The sequence below is a fragment of the Thermohahella caldifontis genome (assembly GCF_041153465.1).
Lineage (GTDB): Bacteria > Pseudomonadota > Gammaproteobacteria > Pseudomonadales > Oleiphilaceae > Thermohahella > Thermohahella caldifontis.
In genome coordinates this window covers 1,246,578-1,261,393 of sequence record NZ_CP154858.1, presented here as the reverse complement: position 1 = coordinate 1,261,393, position 14,816 = coordinate 1,246,578, and the positions used below count along the sequence as shown (strand labels likewise).

The 14,816-nt window shown below is 54.7% G+C and carries 11 protein-coding genes and 1 pseudogene; 8 read left to right on the top strand and 4 right to left on the bottom strand.

Translation table 11 applies throughout. The features are described from left to right. Positions 1–6: 6 nt before the first annotated feature. Positions 7–989 (bottom strand): annotated as a pseudogene (locus AAIA72_RS06125) (type II secretion system F family protein). A 239-nt stretch (positions 990–1,228) separates the two neighbouring features. Further along, a complete protein-coding gene (gene pilB, locus AAIA72_RS06120; protein WP_369602525.1) occupies positions 1,229–2,941 on the bottom strand; it encodes a type IV-A pilus assembly ATPase PilB in 1,713 nt (570 codons plus the stop codon). Between the two features lie 298 nt (positions 2,942–3,239). On the opposite strand from pilB, the gene AAIA72_RS06115 reads away from it, so the two are divergent. The 5 genes from AAIA72_RS06115 (at position 3,240) to AAIA72_RS06095 (ending at position 9,002) form a co-directional block, all read left to right on the top strand. Further along, entirely contained in the window at positions 3,240–3,650 is a 411-nt protein-coding gene (locus AAIA72_RS06115; RefSeq protein WP_369602524.1) for a pilin, read from the top strand. Positions 3,651–3,718: 68 nt separating this feature from the next. Next, positions 3,719–5,578 (top strand): hypothetical protein, encoded by a 1,860-nt coding sequence (locus AAIA72_RS06110; protein WP_369602523.1) that lies wholly within the window; start codon positions 3,719–3,721, stop codon positions 5,576–5,578. Further along, the gene (locus AAIA72_RS06105; RefSeq protein WP_369602522.1) at positions 5,571–6,431 is read left to right on the top strand and encodes a glycosyltransferase family 2 protein; all 861 of its coding nucleotides are present in this window, start codon (positions 5,571–5,573) and stop codon (positions 6,429–6,431) included. The genes AAIA72_RS06110 and AAIA72_RS06105 overlap by 8 nt, the downstream gene beginning before the upstream one ends. 9 nt (positions 6,432–6,440) lie before the next feature. Then, positions 6,441–7,622, top strand: coding sequence for a glycosyltransferase (locus tag AAIA72_RS06100; RefSeq protein WP_369602521.1), 1,182 nt, complete (start codon positions 6,441–6,443; stop codon positions 7,620–7,622). Positions 7,623–7,799: 177 nt separating this feature from the next. Then, entirely contained in the window at positions 7,800–9,002 is a 1,203-nt protein-coding gene (locus tag AAIA72_RS06095) for a lipopolysaccharide biosynthesis protein (RefSeq protein ID WP_369602520.1), read from the top strand. 24 nt (positions 9,003–9,026) lie between these two features. Here the strand turns inward: AAIA72_RS06095 and AAIA72_RS06090 are convergent, their stop codons facing one another. Next, positions 9,027–10,103 (bottom strand): glycosyltransferase family 4 protein, encoded by a 1,077-nt coding sequence (locus AAIA72_RS06090; protein WP_369602519.1) that lies wholly within the window; start codon positions 10,101–10,103, stop codon positions 9,027–9,029. A gap of 184 nt (positions 10,104–10,287) precedes the next feature. Between AAIA72_RS06090 and AAIA72_RS06085 the strand changes: the two genes are divergently transcribed. Beyond that, on the top strand, positions 10,288–11,652 hold the full coding sequence (locus AAIA72_RS06085) for an MBL fold metallo-hydrolase RNA specificity domain-containing protein (protein ID WP_369602518.1): 1,365 nt from the start codon (positions 10,288–10,290) through the stop codon (positions 11,650–11,652). Positions 11,653–11,760: 108 nt separating this feature from the next. Here the strand turns inward: AAIA72_RS06085 and AAIA72_RS06080 are convergent, their stop codons facing one another. Beyond that, positions 11,761–12,930, bottom strand: coding sequence for an ISNCY family transposase (locus tag AAIA72_RS06080; protein ID WP_369600308.1), 1,170 nt, complete (start codon positions 12,928–12,930; stop codon positions 11,761–11,763). Between the two features lie 289 nt (positions 12,931–13,219). Here AAIA72_RS06080 and AAIA72_RS06075 point away from each other — a divergent pair, with 289 nt between their 5' ends. Together AAIA72_RS06075 and AAIA72_RS06070 are read left to right on the top strand one after the other, a co-directional pair. Beyond that, positions 13,220–13,657, top strand: coding sequence for a type VI secretion system ImpA family N-terminal domain-containing protein (locus AAIA72_RS06075; protein WP_369602517.1), 438 nt, complete (start codon positions 13,220–13,222; stop codon positions 13,655–13,657). Next, positions 13,570–14,814 (top strand): type VI secretion system domain-containing protein, encoded by a 1,245-nt coding sequence (locus AAIA72_RS06070; protein ID WP_369602516.1) that lies wholly within the window; start codon positions 13,570–13,572, stop codon positions 14,812–14,814. Before AAIA72_RS06075 ends, AAIA72_RS06070 begins: the two co-directional genes overlap by 88 nt. Positions 14,815–14,816: the final 2 nt, after the last annotated feature.

Sequence of the window (14,816 nt, the reverse complement as noted above, 5' to 3'; positions counted from 1 at the left end):
GCCGCCTTATACCACCGAGCCGAGCTGGAAGATGGGCAGGTACATGGCAATGATCAGGCCGCCAACCAGTACGCCCAGCACGGCCATGATCAACGGCTCCATGAGGCTGGTCAGGTTGTCCACCGCATCATCCACTTCAGCTTCAAAGTGTTCGGCCACCTTGGCCAGCATGGCGTCCAGTGAGCCCGACTCTTCGCCAATCGCAGTGAGCTGTACTGCCATGGGGGAAAAATCCCGGTGGATTTCATGGAAAACTGCAACTGCTGGCCGGTGGATACATCGTCCCGGATCTTGAAGATGGCGTCCCGGAATACGGCGTTGCCGGAGGCGCCGGCGACCGAGTCCAGAGCGTCCACCAGCGGTACACCGGCCGCGAAGGTGGTGGACAGCACCCGGGCGAAGCGGGCCACGGCGGACTTGTGCAGTATATCTCCGATAATGGGGAGCTTCAGCACGGTTGCATCGATCCAGTCCCGGAAGGCCTTGCTGCGCTTGCGCGCTTCACTGAAGAGCGCGCCGGCACCAAACAGACCAAACAGCACCAGGAACCACCACTCCTGCAACCACTCAGAAAGGTGTATGACCATCAGGGTGAAGGCGGGCAGATCTGCGCCAAAGCCCTGGAACAGTTCCTGGAACTGTGGCACAACCTTCACCAGCAGGATGGCCGTCACAATAATCGCCACCACCACAACGGCTGCCGGGTAAGTGAGCGCCTTCTTGACCTTTTTCTTGAGCAGTTCCGTTTTCTCAAGGTAGGTGGCCACCTTCTCCAGCATCGTCTCCAGCGCACCGGACTTCTCGCCGGACTCGATCAGGTTGCAGAACAGGTCATCGAAATACTTCGGATGCTTTTTCAAGGCATCCGCAAAACTGTTGCCTGATGCCACTTCGTTTTTGATGTCGAGCACAAGGTCTCTCAGTGCCGGATTCTCGAGGCCCTCGGCGACAATGTCGAAGGACTGCACCAGCGGCACACCGGCTTTCATCATGGTGGCCATCTGCCGTGTAAAGACGGCAATGTCAAAGGGAGTAATCTTTTTCTTGCGGCCGAGTCCTGCGGTGGCCTTTTTCTTGACCTTGACCGGCGTGATGCCCTGCTTGCGCAGTTGGGCCTTGACCAGCGCCACGTTGGGGCCGGTGGTTTCCCCTGAAGTCTTGTTTCCCCTGCGATCCTTGCCTTCCCAGACAAAGGTCGCCAGCTTTTCGGCTTTTTGTGCCATGGTGTTTAATCCTTGGTTACACGGTTGGCCTCAGCGAGGCTGGTGACACCCTGCATGACCTTCATCAGCGCGGACTGGCGCAGGTTGCGGAAACCCTGCTCCTGAGCCTTTCGGGCCAGTTCCAGAGAGCTGGCGTCGCGCATGATGAGGTCCTGCATCTCGGGGGTGATGCGTACCACTTCGTACACACCCACGCGCCCCTTGTATCCATCCTTGCATTTATCACAGCCTTGGGGCTGGTACAACGTCAGGCCTGTTTCAATTTGTTCCTGTGTGAACCCTTCCTCACGCAGCACCTTCTCCGGCACCTCCATGGGGGTCTTGCACTCCGGGCAAAGCCGCCGGGCAAGGCGCTGGGCAATGATCAGGCTCACCGAGGTCGCAATGTTGAATGCGGGTACACCCATGTTGCGCAGGCGCGTCAGGGTTTCGGCAGCACTGTTGGTGTGCAGTGTCGAGAGTACCAGGTGACCTGTCTGGGCAGCCTTGATGGCGATGGAGGCAGTTTCCAGGTCCCGGATCTCGCCCACCATGACCACGTCCGGATCCTGTCGCAGGAACGAGCGCAGTGCTGCTGCAAAGTCCAGCCCCACCTTGGGGTTGACGTTGACCTGGTTGATGCCTTCCAGGTTGATCTCGACCGGGTCCTCTGCCGTGGAAATGTTCCGCTCCGGCGTGTTCAGAATGTTGAGACCGGTATAAAGAGAAACCGTTTTACCGGAACCGGTGGGACCGGTAACCAGAATCATGCCCTGTGGTTGTGCCAGGGCATCCAGATACAACTTCTTCTGGTCTTCCTCGTAGCCCAAGGCATCAATACCGAGCTGGGCGCTGGAAGGATCCAGTATCCGGAGCACGATTTTTTCACCCCACAGGGTCGGTAGGGTGTTGACCCGGAAGTCAATGGCCTTGTTCTTGGACAGTTTGAGCTTGATCCGGCCATCCTGGGGAATGCGCCGTTCGGAAATGTCCAGCTGGGACATGACCTTGATCCGTGCCGAGAGGCGATTGGCGAGCTTGACGGAGGGTTTGGAAACCTCCCGCAAAATACCGTCAATTCGGTAGCGCACCCGATACATCTTTTCATAGGGCTCGAAGTGAATATCCGATGCGCCGGTCTTGATGGCATCCAGCAACATCTTGTTGATGTACTTGACGATCGGCGCATCATCCTGTTCAGGGGAGGTGGCTTCGTCGCGGTCGGCACCTTCATCCACGGCCTCCACATCCAGGTCATCCATGTCCATGTCGCCCATGTCGCCGAGCGGCTGTTCCTGCTGGTCGAGATAGCGGTCAATGGCCCGGGCAAGCTTGTCTTCTTCGGCCAGAATGGCGTCCGTGCTCATGCCGGTGTGGAATTTGATCTCGTCCAGTGCCTGGAAATTGGTGGGTTCGGAGACCGCCAGAAACAGCCGATTGCCACGCACATAAAGGGGCAGGACATGATGCTTGCGAATCAGCTTCTCATCCACCACCTTGTCCGGCATGTGGTGCCAGTCGAAGGCATCCAGATCCAGCAAGGGCACGCCAAACTCGTTGGAAAGCGTCGTGGCCAGCGTACTGGCCTTGACCAGCCCCTTCTGGACGAGGTAGGTAATAATGGAAATGCCTTCCTTCCTGCTTTCCTCTTGGGCTCGCAGGGCGGCTGCTTCATCCAGCAGTCCGTCCTGTACCAGTCGTCTCGCGTGACCCGTCAGGGGTTTGGCCGGTGTATTCATTCTGCCTCTGTCAGCTTCGCATACGTGTGCATGAAGTGTAGTCGCTCGGGCGTACCTTGAAAAGCAACCTGTTACCCGGGGTGAGTCGGGGGTGACAAAAATTGTCACCTGGTGCGCATTTGGGGCACTGAAGATGCTGGTCAGAGAGTGTTGCATGAATAGGCACGGTCGCGCAACTGATTGAAATCCATAGGCCATACGGCAGATTGCAGAACTTGGCACGGTTTCTGTATTGTAACAGGCAAGGTCGTGGCGCCAATCGCGGCGACCGCTAACTCAAAACCAGAGGAGAGTAACCATGAAGACAATGCAAAAAGGTTTTACCCTGATCGAACTGATGATCGTTGTGGCGATCATTGGTATCCTGGCTGCTGTAGCCATTCCGGCATACCAGGACTATACCGCCCGGGCGCAGGCTGCCGAGGCTGTGACACTCTTGGGTGGGTTGAAAACGCCTATCGCAGAATACTGGAACTCAGAGGGTTCGATTCCGACTCTTGCCCAGTTGGGTAATGTTGTTGATAGGGGTAAATATGTGGCTACCATTACCGCCAGTAGCAATGTTTATACCGCACCCTTCAAGACTTCAGGGGTAAGCAGCAAACTGCAAGGTCACAGTATTTCAATGACGTTTAACACTACGGATGGGACTTTCTCGTTCAACTGCAATACAATCGACACGGCAATTGCACCCAAGATCTGCAACTAAGTTCTTTGATTTGGATTTGTTCAAGACGCCCCGCCTGAGGGGCGTCTTTTTGTAGTGGAGAATTGTAAGTGAGAAGATCTGCCCTGCTCGGGATGCTGCTTCTTTTGTCTGTTTTTCCTTACATTCCCGGGCTGTATGGTGGATTTTTCCTTGATGACTTTCCCAATCTTTCCGGGCTCGAGGCGATCAATGAAGGCGCGTCCGGGTTGCTCCAGTATATTCTGAGTGCGCCGTCTGGGGGGAGTGGTCGCTCGTTGGCGTATCTGTCTTTTGGTTTGCAAGCAGGAGCATGGCCGGATCATCCCGAATACTTCCGTTTTGTAAACTACATTATTCATCTTGTTAACGCTGTACTGGCTTTTCTGTTATTCCGCAGGCTTCTGGAAGCAGACAGAACCTTTGGTTCTGGTGTGTACGGGTTTGCTGTAATACTCGCTGTGCTATGGAGTATCAATCCCATTCATGTGAATGCAGTGCAGTATATTGTCCAGCGCATGACGCTGCTTGCCGGCACCTTTTCCCTTGCGTCTGTGTATCTGTTTGTCCTTTCGGGCAGCCGAGGCCGAAATATCAGGCAAGGATTGGTCTTTCTGGTGCTGTCGGCCGTTATGGTATTGATCGGAATATTTGCCAAAGAGTCAACAGTTACCGTATTGCCCTTGATAGGGGTGACCTACCTTTTCATACGAAAAAGCCCGGGCTGGCAGGATTCATTTTGGGCAAGGTGGTATGTGGCAGGTGGTGTAGCTGGCTTTTTGGGGTTGATGATATACCTTGTGGCAAGAGGGGAGTTGGTGGGCTACGCCATACGCTCATTTAACCTCTGTGATCGGCTGATTACAGAGCCCGTCGTTATGTTTGATTATGTCCGCAAGATAATACTTCCCGGTTTGCGCGATTTTTCCTTGTTTAATGACGGTTACCCTATTTTGTATTGTGAGGAATCTTCTTTTGCTCAATACCTCCCTTTGCTTGCGTTGTTGTTGATCACCTTTGCGTCTCTTCGGTTTCTTGGTCACGCCAGGCTGAGATGGTTTGCCTTCGGGTGGTTATGGTTTGTGGCAGGCCACCTGCTGGAGTCAACAATACTCCCGCTGGAGATATACTTCGAGCATCGAAATTATATTCCGTCAGTGGGCCTGATCTTTGGGTTCGTTGTGGGGAGCGCTCAAGTGTTGTTGGCTGGCATGCAGGTTGACCGGCGTATTGGTGCAGGTATATTGTGCCTGGTCGGTGTTTATTGGGGGTGGGTGAGCTATGTTGAGTCAGTGAGCTGGGGTTCTGATCTCAAGATGGCCTCCGACTCACTGTTCAAGAGGCCTCACTCTCTCCGCGCTTATCAGAATATGTCATCATACTATGCGCGACAAGGGGATTATCTGTCTGCCTACCTCGTGCTGGATAACATGCGGCACAAGGAACCGGAGCTTGTATCACCCGGAGTTATTGTTCAGATTCAGCTTCTGAGTTGTCTGATACCGGGACCTGCAGTGAGATTGTCAGATTTTGATCGGAATCAACTTGGCATTAGGCGTTTTGATCAATCGACAGATACGATCGGAGACCTTATCAATATCAAGGCCAACGGGCAGTGTGACAGGATTGGCTGGCCGGTTATCAATGATACGATACAGGCAATTTTGGAAAATGATGCGTATGATCGGGTTCGTGTTTCCTTGCGCCAACTGCAGGCGTATGCATACTTCCTGCAAGGCTTGAAAGATAAAGCAATTGGTATTTCGGCTAGTATTCCCGACAATGACAAGTCACTTGAATTTTTGGTGTTTGAGGCTGCGTTGCGTGATGAGGCAGGTGACACAATGGGAGCACGTCAAATCATGAAAGAGATCAGGCAGCGAGGCGCCAAGTCGCTGATACGGTTGCAGGGAAATGATCTGTACTTGAGGCTGGTAAAAAAATATGAATAACGGTGAGGTTTCCATAGTTATCCCGGCCAAGAATGAGATGGTGTCCATTGGGAAGGTTGTGACCTCTCTGGTTCAGTCAGGCTTTGGAGAAGTTCTTGTGGTGGACGACGGTTCCAGCGATGAAACCGCGCGTGTCGCAGAGCAGGCTGGAGCACGTGTCGTTCGCCATCCGTATTCAAAAGGCAATGGCGCTGCAATCAAGACAGGCGTCCGGGCAGCAAGCGGAGAGGTCATCGTCTGCATGGATGCGGATGGACAACATAATCCGGACGATATTCCGCGCTTGCTGAAAAAGCTGGACGAAGGCTATGACATGGTGGTTGGTGCCCGTTCTGCAGAGTCTCAGGCAAGTTTTGGCAGAAGGCTTGCCAATGGATTCTACAACTGGCTGGCGAGCGGCGTCAGTGGGCAGGAGGTCAAGGATCTGACTTCTGGTTTCAGAGCTGTTCGGGCAAAGCCTTTCAAGGAGTTTCTCTATTTGTTGCCCAATGGGTTTTCCTACCCGACAACGATCACCATGGCCTTTTTTCGTGCGGGATATTCTGTCGCGTACGTTCCGATTGTTGCGCAGCAGAGGGTAGGTAAAAGCCATATTAAACCATTACGTGATGGTATCCGCTTTCTGCTGATTATATTCAAAGTTGGTACGCTATACTCTCCTCTGAAGATTTTCTTGCCAGTCTCGCTGCTCACCTTCTTTATTGGGTTGACCTATTATGGATACACATTCTTCGAGTTCAGACGTTTCACCAACATGAGCGCGCTGATGTTTACAACATCACTAGTCATATTCATGGTGGGTTTGGTTTCGGAGCAGATTACTGCTTTGATGTACAAGAAAGACGATAGGTAGAGTGGTGTTTTGAAAATTCTTGTTCTGGCATCCACATATCCTCGGTGGCGTAATGATAATGAGCCTGGATTTGTGCATGAATTATGTCGCCGTCTTGCTTTTGATGCCGAAGTAAGGGTCGTCTGTCCTCATGATAAGGGAGCAAAAGATACGGAGGATTTAGACGGTGTTCAAGTTTATCGTTTCAGGTATGCGCCGGAATTCTTGGAAAAGCTTGTTTATAATGGCGGTATTTTAGGGAATCTGAAAAAATCATGGTTTAAGGCCTTTTTGTTGCCCTTTTTTTTCTTGGCGCAATGGTGGGCCGTGCGCAAGCAGATTCGTACTTGGAAACCTGATGTGGTTCATGCGCACTGGATAATACCTCAAGGGCTTGTGGCTATCCTTTCGGGCTGCGGGAAGCGTGGGAAAGTACCATTAGTACTGACTTCTCATGGTTCTGATTTAAATTCGTTGCGCGGTTTTTTATTTTTGTGGATAAAAAGACTCGTTGTTTCCCGTGCAAGTACATTGACCGTTATGAGTCGTGCAATGTTAGGACATGCAGCGTATGTTGCACAGGGAAAAACTCCTGTCGTCGTAAGATCTATGGGCGTGGATTTGCTTGAACACTTTGTCCCGTCTCAAAACAGAGTATCGAGCACTCAGTTTTTCAAAATGCTTTTTGTCGGGCGTCTTGTTGAAAATAAAGGTGTTGATATCTTGATAAAAGCATTGCCTGCTATTCTCAAGAAAATACCGTCCGCTCAACTTGAAATAGTTGGGTTTGGGCCATGCCAGGCAGCACTTGAGCGCCTGGCAGAGCAGCTCGGTGTCTCCCGGAGCATCTTGTTCGAAGGGGCAGTTCCGCAGATTCATTTGCCAGATGTTTACCGTGGTTCGCATTTGTTTGTCGCGCCATTTGTAAACGAGGGCTTGGGTCTGGTGTTGGTGGAGGCTTTGGGATGTGGAACACCGGTTGTGGTTTCGGAGCTCGCAACTTGTCGCGATGTTTATGATGGTCTGGGTTCGGTAGTTACTGTGCCTCCTTCAGATCCTGAAGGGCTGGCGCGCGGTGTTATTGAAGCTTTTGGACGGTATGAAGCTTTGAGGCATCGGGCACTGGTAGAGCGAGACTTGATTGTCAGGCGTTTCGACTGGTCCATTGTTGCAGCTGAGTACAGAGAGATACTGGACAAGGCTGCTGGCTAGTTTTTAAATTGCCGTGGTCCGGCCTGTATAATATCTGCGTGTTCTGGTGCCTTTCGAACAAATTGTCATGGTCGTCCGCGCTCCGGTCTGTCTCGACTACTGGTCAGGATGATGGAGGTAAAATTGAAAAGAGTGTTAGTTTGGCGACCTGGGAACTATGCCAGACAGAGCACTCGTTTGTTCGGCTGGCTGCTGTTACGCGCCGCTGTCCAAGCTGTTCTGGTGCTGTTGCTGGCCCGTTGGCTGGGGCCTGAGAACTACGGTATATTTGTGTCAATACTTGCGATTGCAAGTTTTTTTACACCATTAGCTGGTTTGGGGCTTGCGGCACTGATTCTTAGAGATGGTGCGAAGTCTATACATTTGTTGAGTGACTATCTTCAAAAAGCAAATCGTTTATGGGCCATAGCGAGCATTGTTGCTTCCGCTGCGGCATTGGGAACTATTCTTCTGGTTTTTCCTCGCGTTTCAGGTTTTTGGGCAACCGCTATTTTTGTGAGCGCAGAAGTCGCCGCAGTCTCTTTAATTGAAATCATCTCAAGATCCAAGCAGGCACGACATCAGCTGAATGGCTTTGGCGCAATAATTACCGGCCTTCCTGTAGTACGCTGCAGCATTCTTCTGATCCTGATGGCTGTGTCCAAGCCTGCGACGGATGACTGGCTGGTTGCATATGCAAGTGTCACTTGGCTTTATGTCATGCTTCTATGGTGGTTAATTGCCAGAAAGTACGACGACGAAGATGACAAAAAATTCGATTCGAGTGGTTCTGCCACGTACGGAAAGATTGTTCAGGATGGGGTGCCATTTGTTATGGGGGCGCTTGCATACAGGTTGCAGGCAGAATTTAATAAACCCGTCATAGCGCATACGGGTTTTGCGGCTGCGGGCGCTTTGAATGTCGCACATAGGGTGGTAGACATGGCATCTCTGCCGCTAGCCGCACTTCAGGAGGCGCTGTGGCCACGTGTTTTTTCTTCTGCTTCCCCCAAGGAGCAACTTGTCCGCACCGGTTCTATGCTTGTTATGTTCGCATTGCTATTAGGTGGGGTTATTTCTTTTTCGGCCCCACTGCTTCAATTGCTACTTGGAGAAGAGTATGGGCAGGCTGTCAGTGTGCTGTCAATGTTGGCGTTTCTACCCACAGTCCAAGTATTGCGAAATTTGGCAGGAGCCTCTTTGATTGCGGATGGGAGAAGGCGATCACTTTATATGATGTATTTGACTGCCGCGATATCAGGCATCCTGCTGACAGTATTTTTGGTGCCCCGCCATGGTCTCAAGGGGGCCGTAGCGGCGATGTATGGTAGTGAAGGCTTTACTGCCGTCACTGCTTTGTGCGCTGTGATTATTAATTACCCAAAGATGAATAATGAGTAACCAGTTGGTGGTTTGTAACCCAGGTTACTGCCGGAATAGTTCAGATTCAGGCCTGGGGGTATTAGTAGGCTGGGAAAATGATGTGTTTGAGACTGTGCAGTTATAAAGATTTATCCAATTGTCGACGGATATATTGATGGAGAAATTATGTTGTGCAGACTCTCTGGCCGACTCACGTATAGCCTTATATCTTTTTAATTCATTGGTCGCCTCATGAATTGCAGATAAAAATGCTTCCACGTTGTCCACTGGACATAACCACCCAGATTCGCCGTGCCTGACAACTTCAGGTAGCGACGAGGTATGGCTCGCAATAACAGGAAGTCCGCAAGCCATGGCTTCGACGGCTACAAGCCCGAAGCCTTCAGTTCTGCTGGGAAATATCAGCGCATCTGCATTTTGGTAAGCATGGATCAAATCATTGCCTGCCAAACGTCCCAGGCACCGGCAATTTGAAGGTAAAGAATAGCTTTCATGACGATTGCTTCGGTCGGCTGTGTACCAGAGCTCAAAACCTTCTCCCAGCTCTTTCATAATTGGTGCAAGCATGTCGACACCCTTCAGGTAATTCCAGTTTCCGACATAGAGTAAGCGAAATGGTGTGTTGGGCGCGCTGCGTTCGAGAGGGTGGAACAATTCTGTGTCCACACCATTGTAGATAACTGTGATGTCGTGTTTGCCAAACACCTTTTGCGCCTGCGTGGCCGTGTATTCGCTCACCGCCACTACCTTGTTGGCCCGGGAGAGGTTGGCAGCTTCCACGCGTTTGATCCACAAGGTATGGTAGAGCCGCTGCGCGTGGCGTTTGTAAGGTGTCAGGGCGTCATCATGCACACAGGAGTGCACTGTTGAAATAACAGGCAAGTGTTTGGGTAGAAATCTCGGATGCAACCAGGAATTGACATGAACAATATTGGCCCAGGCTGGTGGCCGGGGAACAGGAACGCTCCAGGGTGCATACTCTGCCCGTAGTGGCAGCCAGGTGATTTCAGCTCGGTAGCCGCGTGCAATGAGCTCCTTGCACAGTCGTTGGGTGAACACATCCACACCGCTATTGGCTCGGATAGTGGGAAACCAGACTGCGGGATCAGGTGAGTTCATCTGCGTTTTTCACTGATGCGGTGTTGGGCTGAGTATAGATGGTCGCTGTACACTGTTGCAGTCAAACTGACAAATTCTTTCCGAATTGAATTGTGTTCATCACTGAGTTCTGGATAATCAGGCTAGTATTGGTACGTCGTCTTTATGGTTTTACCTTTGTTGGGCATTGAAGTAAAGGAATAACATGGATTGTCAGTTGCATTTTCTCGGCGCCACCCAAACCGTCACCGGTTCACGCTACCTCGTGGACACTGGCGCTGCGCGCGTTTTGGTGGATTGCGGTCTCTTTCAGGGCACCAAGAACCTGCGCAAGCGCAACTGGCAGCCGTTTCCCGTCGAGCCGTCAGGTATTGATGCGGTGGTGCTCACGCACGCCCATGTGGATCACAGTGGCTACCTGCCCGCTCTGGTCAGGCAGGGGTTTGCCGGCCCAGTTTTTTGCAGCGAAGGCACGCATCAGCTTGCCAAAATCATTCTGCCGGATTCGGGGCATTTGCAGGAAGAAGAAGCGGAATTCCGGAATCGTCATGGTTTGACGAAGCATCATCCGGCCTTGCCGTTGTATACCGAGCAGGATGCGCTGAGATGTCTGGAGCAGTTTCGTCCCGTTCCGTTTCACAAGTCGGTGCGTGTTGCCGGGGATATTTCGGCGGAACTGTCCCGGGCCGGCCATATTCTCGGGGCGAGTTCCGTGCTGGTGAATGCCGCTGGCCGGCGTGTGCTGTTTTCCGGTGATGTGGGGCGCCCCAATGACCTGATCATGAAGGCACCTGAGTCGCCACCGGCGTGCGACTATCTGGTGGTGGAGTCCACCTACGGCAACCGTGTGCATCCCCAGGTCGATGTTTTCGATGAAGTTGGCCAGCTTGTGCTGGATACCCTTTCCCGGGGCGGGCAGATGCTGGTGCCTGCGTTCGCAGTGGGGCGTGCCCAGGCGATCATGTATGTGCTGCATGAGCTGATGCGAACACACCGGATACCGCGCATTCCCATCTATCTGGACAGTCCGATGGCCATACGGGCTTCGTCGGCCTATCTCGGCAAGGCCAATGCCGGTATTCGCCTGTCAGCGAAAGTGGCGGCGGCGATTCATGCCGATACGCACTATGCCCGTACCGTGGATGAGTCCAAGGCGCTCAACCACCTGCGCTATCCTGCCGTCATTATCTCGGCCAGCGGCATGGCGACAGGTGGCCGGGTGCTTCACCATTTGCAGCGCATGTTGCCGGATCACCGCAATACGGTTCTCTTTGCCGGTTATCAGGCACCCGGCACCCGGGGATCCCTGCTGGTCTCAGGTGCGGACCGGATCAAGATTTTTGGCAACTATGTTCCGGTTAGGTCGCGGGTGGCCTGTCTGGATGTGCTTTCGGCTCATGCCGATGCGCCGGAACTGATCGGTTGGATGCGCGGCATGCCCGCGCCGCCCAAGCAGGTGTGGGTCACGCATGGTGAGCCCGAATCCGCCGACGCGTTGCGGCTTCGCATTCAGGATGAGCTGGGCTGGCCGGCGGATGTTCCCGAGCTGGGCGATCAATACGAGATCTGAGCCGCGAGTGTGACCCGTACGGCATCCCGTGGCGTCGGGGCTGTTAGCAACAAATAGAACTGTCCGGTTTTGTAGCACATAAACTGTCCGCTTTGGGTCCACTGATGATCAGACTTGGCAGCGGACGTTGGCCGGTGCCTGATCAATAGGTTCGAGGGGGTCGAAGGGCAGGCCTTCTGGGGTGTAACTGGCCAGTCTTCTGGGGCCGTGGAAGATCGCCAGGGAGCGATCAGGATAACGGTGTACCCGAACCTTGGCCTTGACGTAATGGCGCCGATAGCGGTCGGCAGGGATCTGCAGCTTGAGTCCCTCGAACGAGACGCAGTTGTCCTTGTTCACGGTGCGTTCGTACTGCTCACACAGGATGTCGTCCAGTCCAGGGCCGATGAAAGGCACGAAGGCGCTGCCCTCGACGGCGGGTTTGACGCAGAACTCCCGGTTGAAGGCCGGCAGGTAGTGCTCCCGAAGGTAGCGGTTGGCCGCCGCCATGGTGGTAATGCCCTGGGCTGCAAGTTCCTTGGGCAGGCGTCCCTGATGGGTGGCGAACTGGCGCTCACAGCGGCCCCGGGCCTCGGGGGAATAGGCGGGGATCATCTCGACCCCGAGCTGGGCCATGGCCCTGCCGAACTGGGTGAGGTTGGACTTGTCGACCTTGCCGCCGGCCTTGGGGGTGTGCCAGTAGTGACTGCCCCGGTCGGTATAGAGGCTCGAGGGAAGGCCGTGATCGGTGATGACCTCTCGCATGGCCTGGAAGCTCGAAGCCGTGCCTTCCTCCTCGACGAAGAACATGGAGTAGTGCTCAGAGGTGGCGTCATCGAAGGTGATGATCAGATCCCAGTGGTGGCCGGGAACCCATTCGTGGGTGGAGCCATCCTGGTGGAGCATCATGCCGACCATGGGCGCCCGCTCGCGGCGTCGACGATGCTTACCCCGAGCCGGTGCCTTCTTGACCAGGCCTGCCTTCTGCAAGGTGTTCCGTACCCAGGTATAGCTGCGTGTGCCGCCGTGACGGTCGCGGTAGAAGCTGTAGAAGTGTTTGATGTTCCAGCCGTCGTAGCGCTCCTTGTAGAGCGCCTCGAGGCGTAGAACCTCATCCACCGGGGCCTTGCGGTGGGAAACCTGACTCAGGCGCTTGTCGATCAGGCCGTCGAGGCCCTCCTCCTCGTAGCGGTCGATATAGCGCCGGAAGGTCCGCTCACAGACCCCCAGCAGCCGCGCCGCCTCTTCCTGGGTCAGCCGTTTCTCGGTCCATCCCGTATAGGCTTCTTCGAATCGCATTTTCCGGATCTCCTGTAGCAGTTCTGTCCGTCTCATGGCTCACCTCCTTGGTGATCATGAAACCGGACAAATCACGTGCTACAAGTCCGGACAGTTTATTTGCTCCCAACACCCGTGGCGTCGGGGCTTGCGGGGTTGCGGCAGAGACGTTATGATGGCCGCACATGGAAGAACCGAATCGTGCTTAAGGATGGAGCGCAATCATGACACCTTTTTCGCCTGATCTCCTTTTCCCCTCACGACTTCCCCTGCAGCTCACCCGGCACTGATGCCCGGACCGGGATCCGCAATGGACTTCGAAACCCTGCGTGCCCGGGTATTGCAGCCTGTGACGGCGCTCAATCCGCTGGGTGGCGATATTCGGCTGGATGAACGCTTCGATGCGATCCGTAGCGAAATTCAGGCATGGGAAAGTCTGGAAAGTGAAACCCATCCGGACTGGAAGCGCTTGTCCGAAGCCTGCTGCCATCTGCTGGCCAGCGAGAGCAAGGATATTCTGCTGCTGTGCTGGCTGGCGTACGCATGGGGGCAGCATGTTCCCGAACGGGGCGTGACGGAAGCCTGCCTGATACTGGGGGAGGCACTGACGGAATGGGGGAGGGGGTTCATCCCGGCCGCAAGCGCAAGCGGGCGCTTTGCATGGCGGTGGATTGGCTGGCTTCCCGATGGCTGTCGGAAGAGGCGTTCAGCGGGCAGGACGTCAATGAGGCCGTGCTGGCGCAGGTGAAAGCTGTGTCAGCCTGGCTGGAGCCGTTGGGTGCGGACAGTGATCACGCCTGGTACACCTGGGCGGCCCAGGTCAGAAAGGCCCTTCAGTCCCGGATGGCCCGTGCGGTCAGTGCGACGGAGACCGTTAAAACCGCTTCCATGGCGCCTGCCGGAGTGCCCCCCGATTCCCATGCCGCTGCCGTGTCAGATCCGGAGGCCTCTGCCGATATTCCGGCACCAGCCGTCACAAGCCCGGTGCCGCCGATTGTTTCGGCACCTGCGTCAGCCGGTATCCATTCCGCGGAAACTCTGGTGAAAGCTCACCGGTCCGGACAATCCTTCATCGAGTCGCTCTGTGACTACCTGCGCCACAAGTCGTTGCTTGATGCCAATGCTTACCTCATGGCACGAACCTATGCTTTCTCCGGGGTAGTCAGCCTGCCACCGTCACGCGAGGGCGTCACGGAGCTGCGGCCTGTGCCGGATGAAAAGCGGCACAAACTGGAGGCCCTGGCAGCAGCCGGAGAGTGGGCAGCCTGTATCCATGAACTCGAGCGTTCGCTCTTTCGTTTGCCGTTCTGGCTGACGGGACACCGGATGGTGGCCGAGGCCCTTGAGAAGCTGGGTGGAAGCGGGGTGGCGCAGTTGATTCAGGCACTCTGCCACGCCTGGGTTGAGCGGTTTCCGGCGCTGACGGACTATCGGTTCAAGGGCGGGGAGGTACATTTTGCGGATGCCCGAACCCGCCAATGGCTGAGCCGGACAGGCGTGAGCACGCGCGTGGAAGCGGCCCCGCAATCGCCGGTTCCGCAGCAGAGAGGCGGGCAGGCGGACAAGGCGCATGAACTGCCGGATGTGTCGGCTCTGGATACGCCTGATGCGCTCAGGACGCTGGCCCAGGCCGCTGCCGGCGAGCCCGAGCCCAGACGCCAGCTGGATATCTGGCTGGCCCAGGGTGAGCTGGCAAGGGAGCGGGGAGAAACGCCTCTGGCCTCTGCCATCGGGCGGGGCGTACTGGCGCAACTGGACCGCCAGCCGGCCGGTTACTTCCTGCGTACGGAAAAAATGAAGGCTCTGGCGCTCGCAGCCGGGGCCCCGCTGGAGATTCGGCCGGAACTCTCCGAGCTGAGTCTCTGTCAGCCCCATATTGCACAACAACTCATCAATCACATGTAAAC

What these genes read in the sequence shown, in the direction of transcription:
- AAIA72_RS06075 (WP_369602517.1), top strand. Translation starts at nt 13,220, where the DNA reads ATGGACTTCGAAACCCTGCGTGCCCGGGTATTGCAGCCTGTGACGGCG.
- AAIA72_RS06085 (WP_369602518.1), top strand. Translation starts at nt 10,288, where the DNA reads ATGGATTGTCAGTTGCATTTTCTCGGCGCCACCCAAACCGTCACCGGT.
- pilB (WP_369602525.1), bottom strand. Translation starts at nt 2,941, where the DNA reads ATGAATACACCGGCCAAACCCCTGACGGGTCACGCGAGACGACTGGTA.
- AAIA72_RS06080 (WP_369600308.1), bottom strand. Translation starts at nt 12,930, where the DNA reads ATGCGATTCGAAGAAGCCTATACGGGATGGACCGAGAAACGGCTGACC.
- AAIA72_RS06105 (WP_369602522.1), top strand. Translation starts at nt 5,571, where the DNA reads ATGAATAACGGTGAGGTTTCCATAGTTATCCCGGCCAAGAATGAGATG.
- AAIA72_RS06070 (WP_369602516.1), top strand. Translation starts at nt 13,570, where the DNA reads ATGGCGGTGGATTGGCTGGCTTCCCGATGGCTGTCGGAAGAGGCGTTC.
- AAIA72_RS06090 (WP_369602519.1), bottom strand. Translation starts at nt 10,103, where the DNA reads ATGAACTCACCTGATCCCGCAGTCTGGTTTCCCACTATCCGAGCCAAT.
- AAIA72_RS06115 (WP_369602524.1), top strand. Translation starts at nt 3,240, where the DNA reads ATGAAGACAATGCAAAAAGGTTTTACCCTGATCGAACTGATGATCGTT.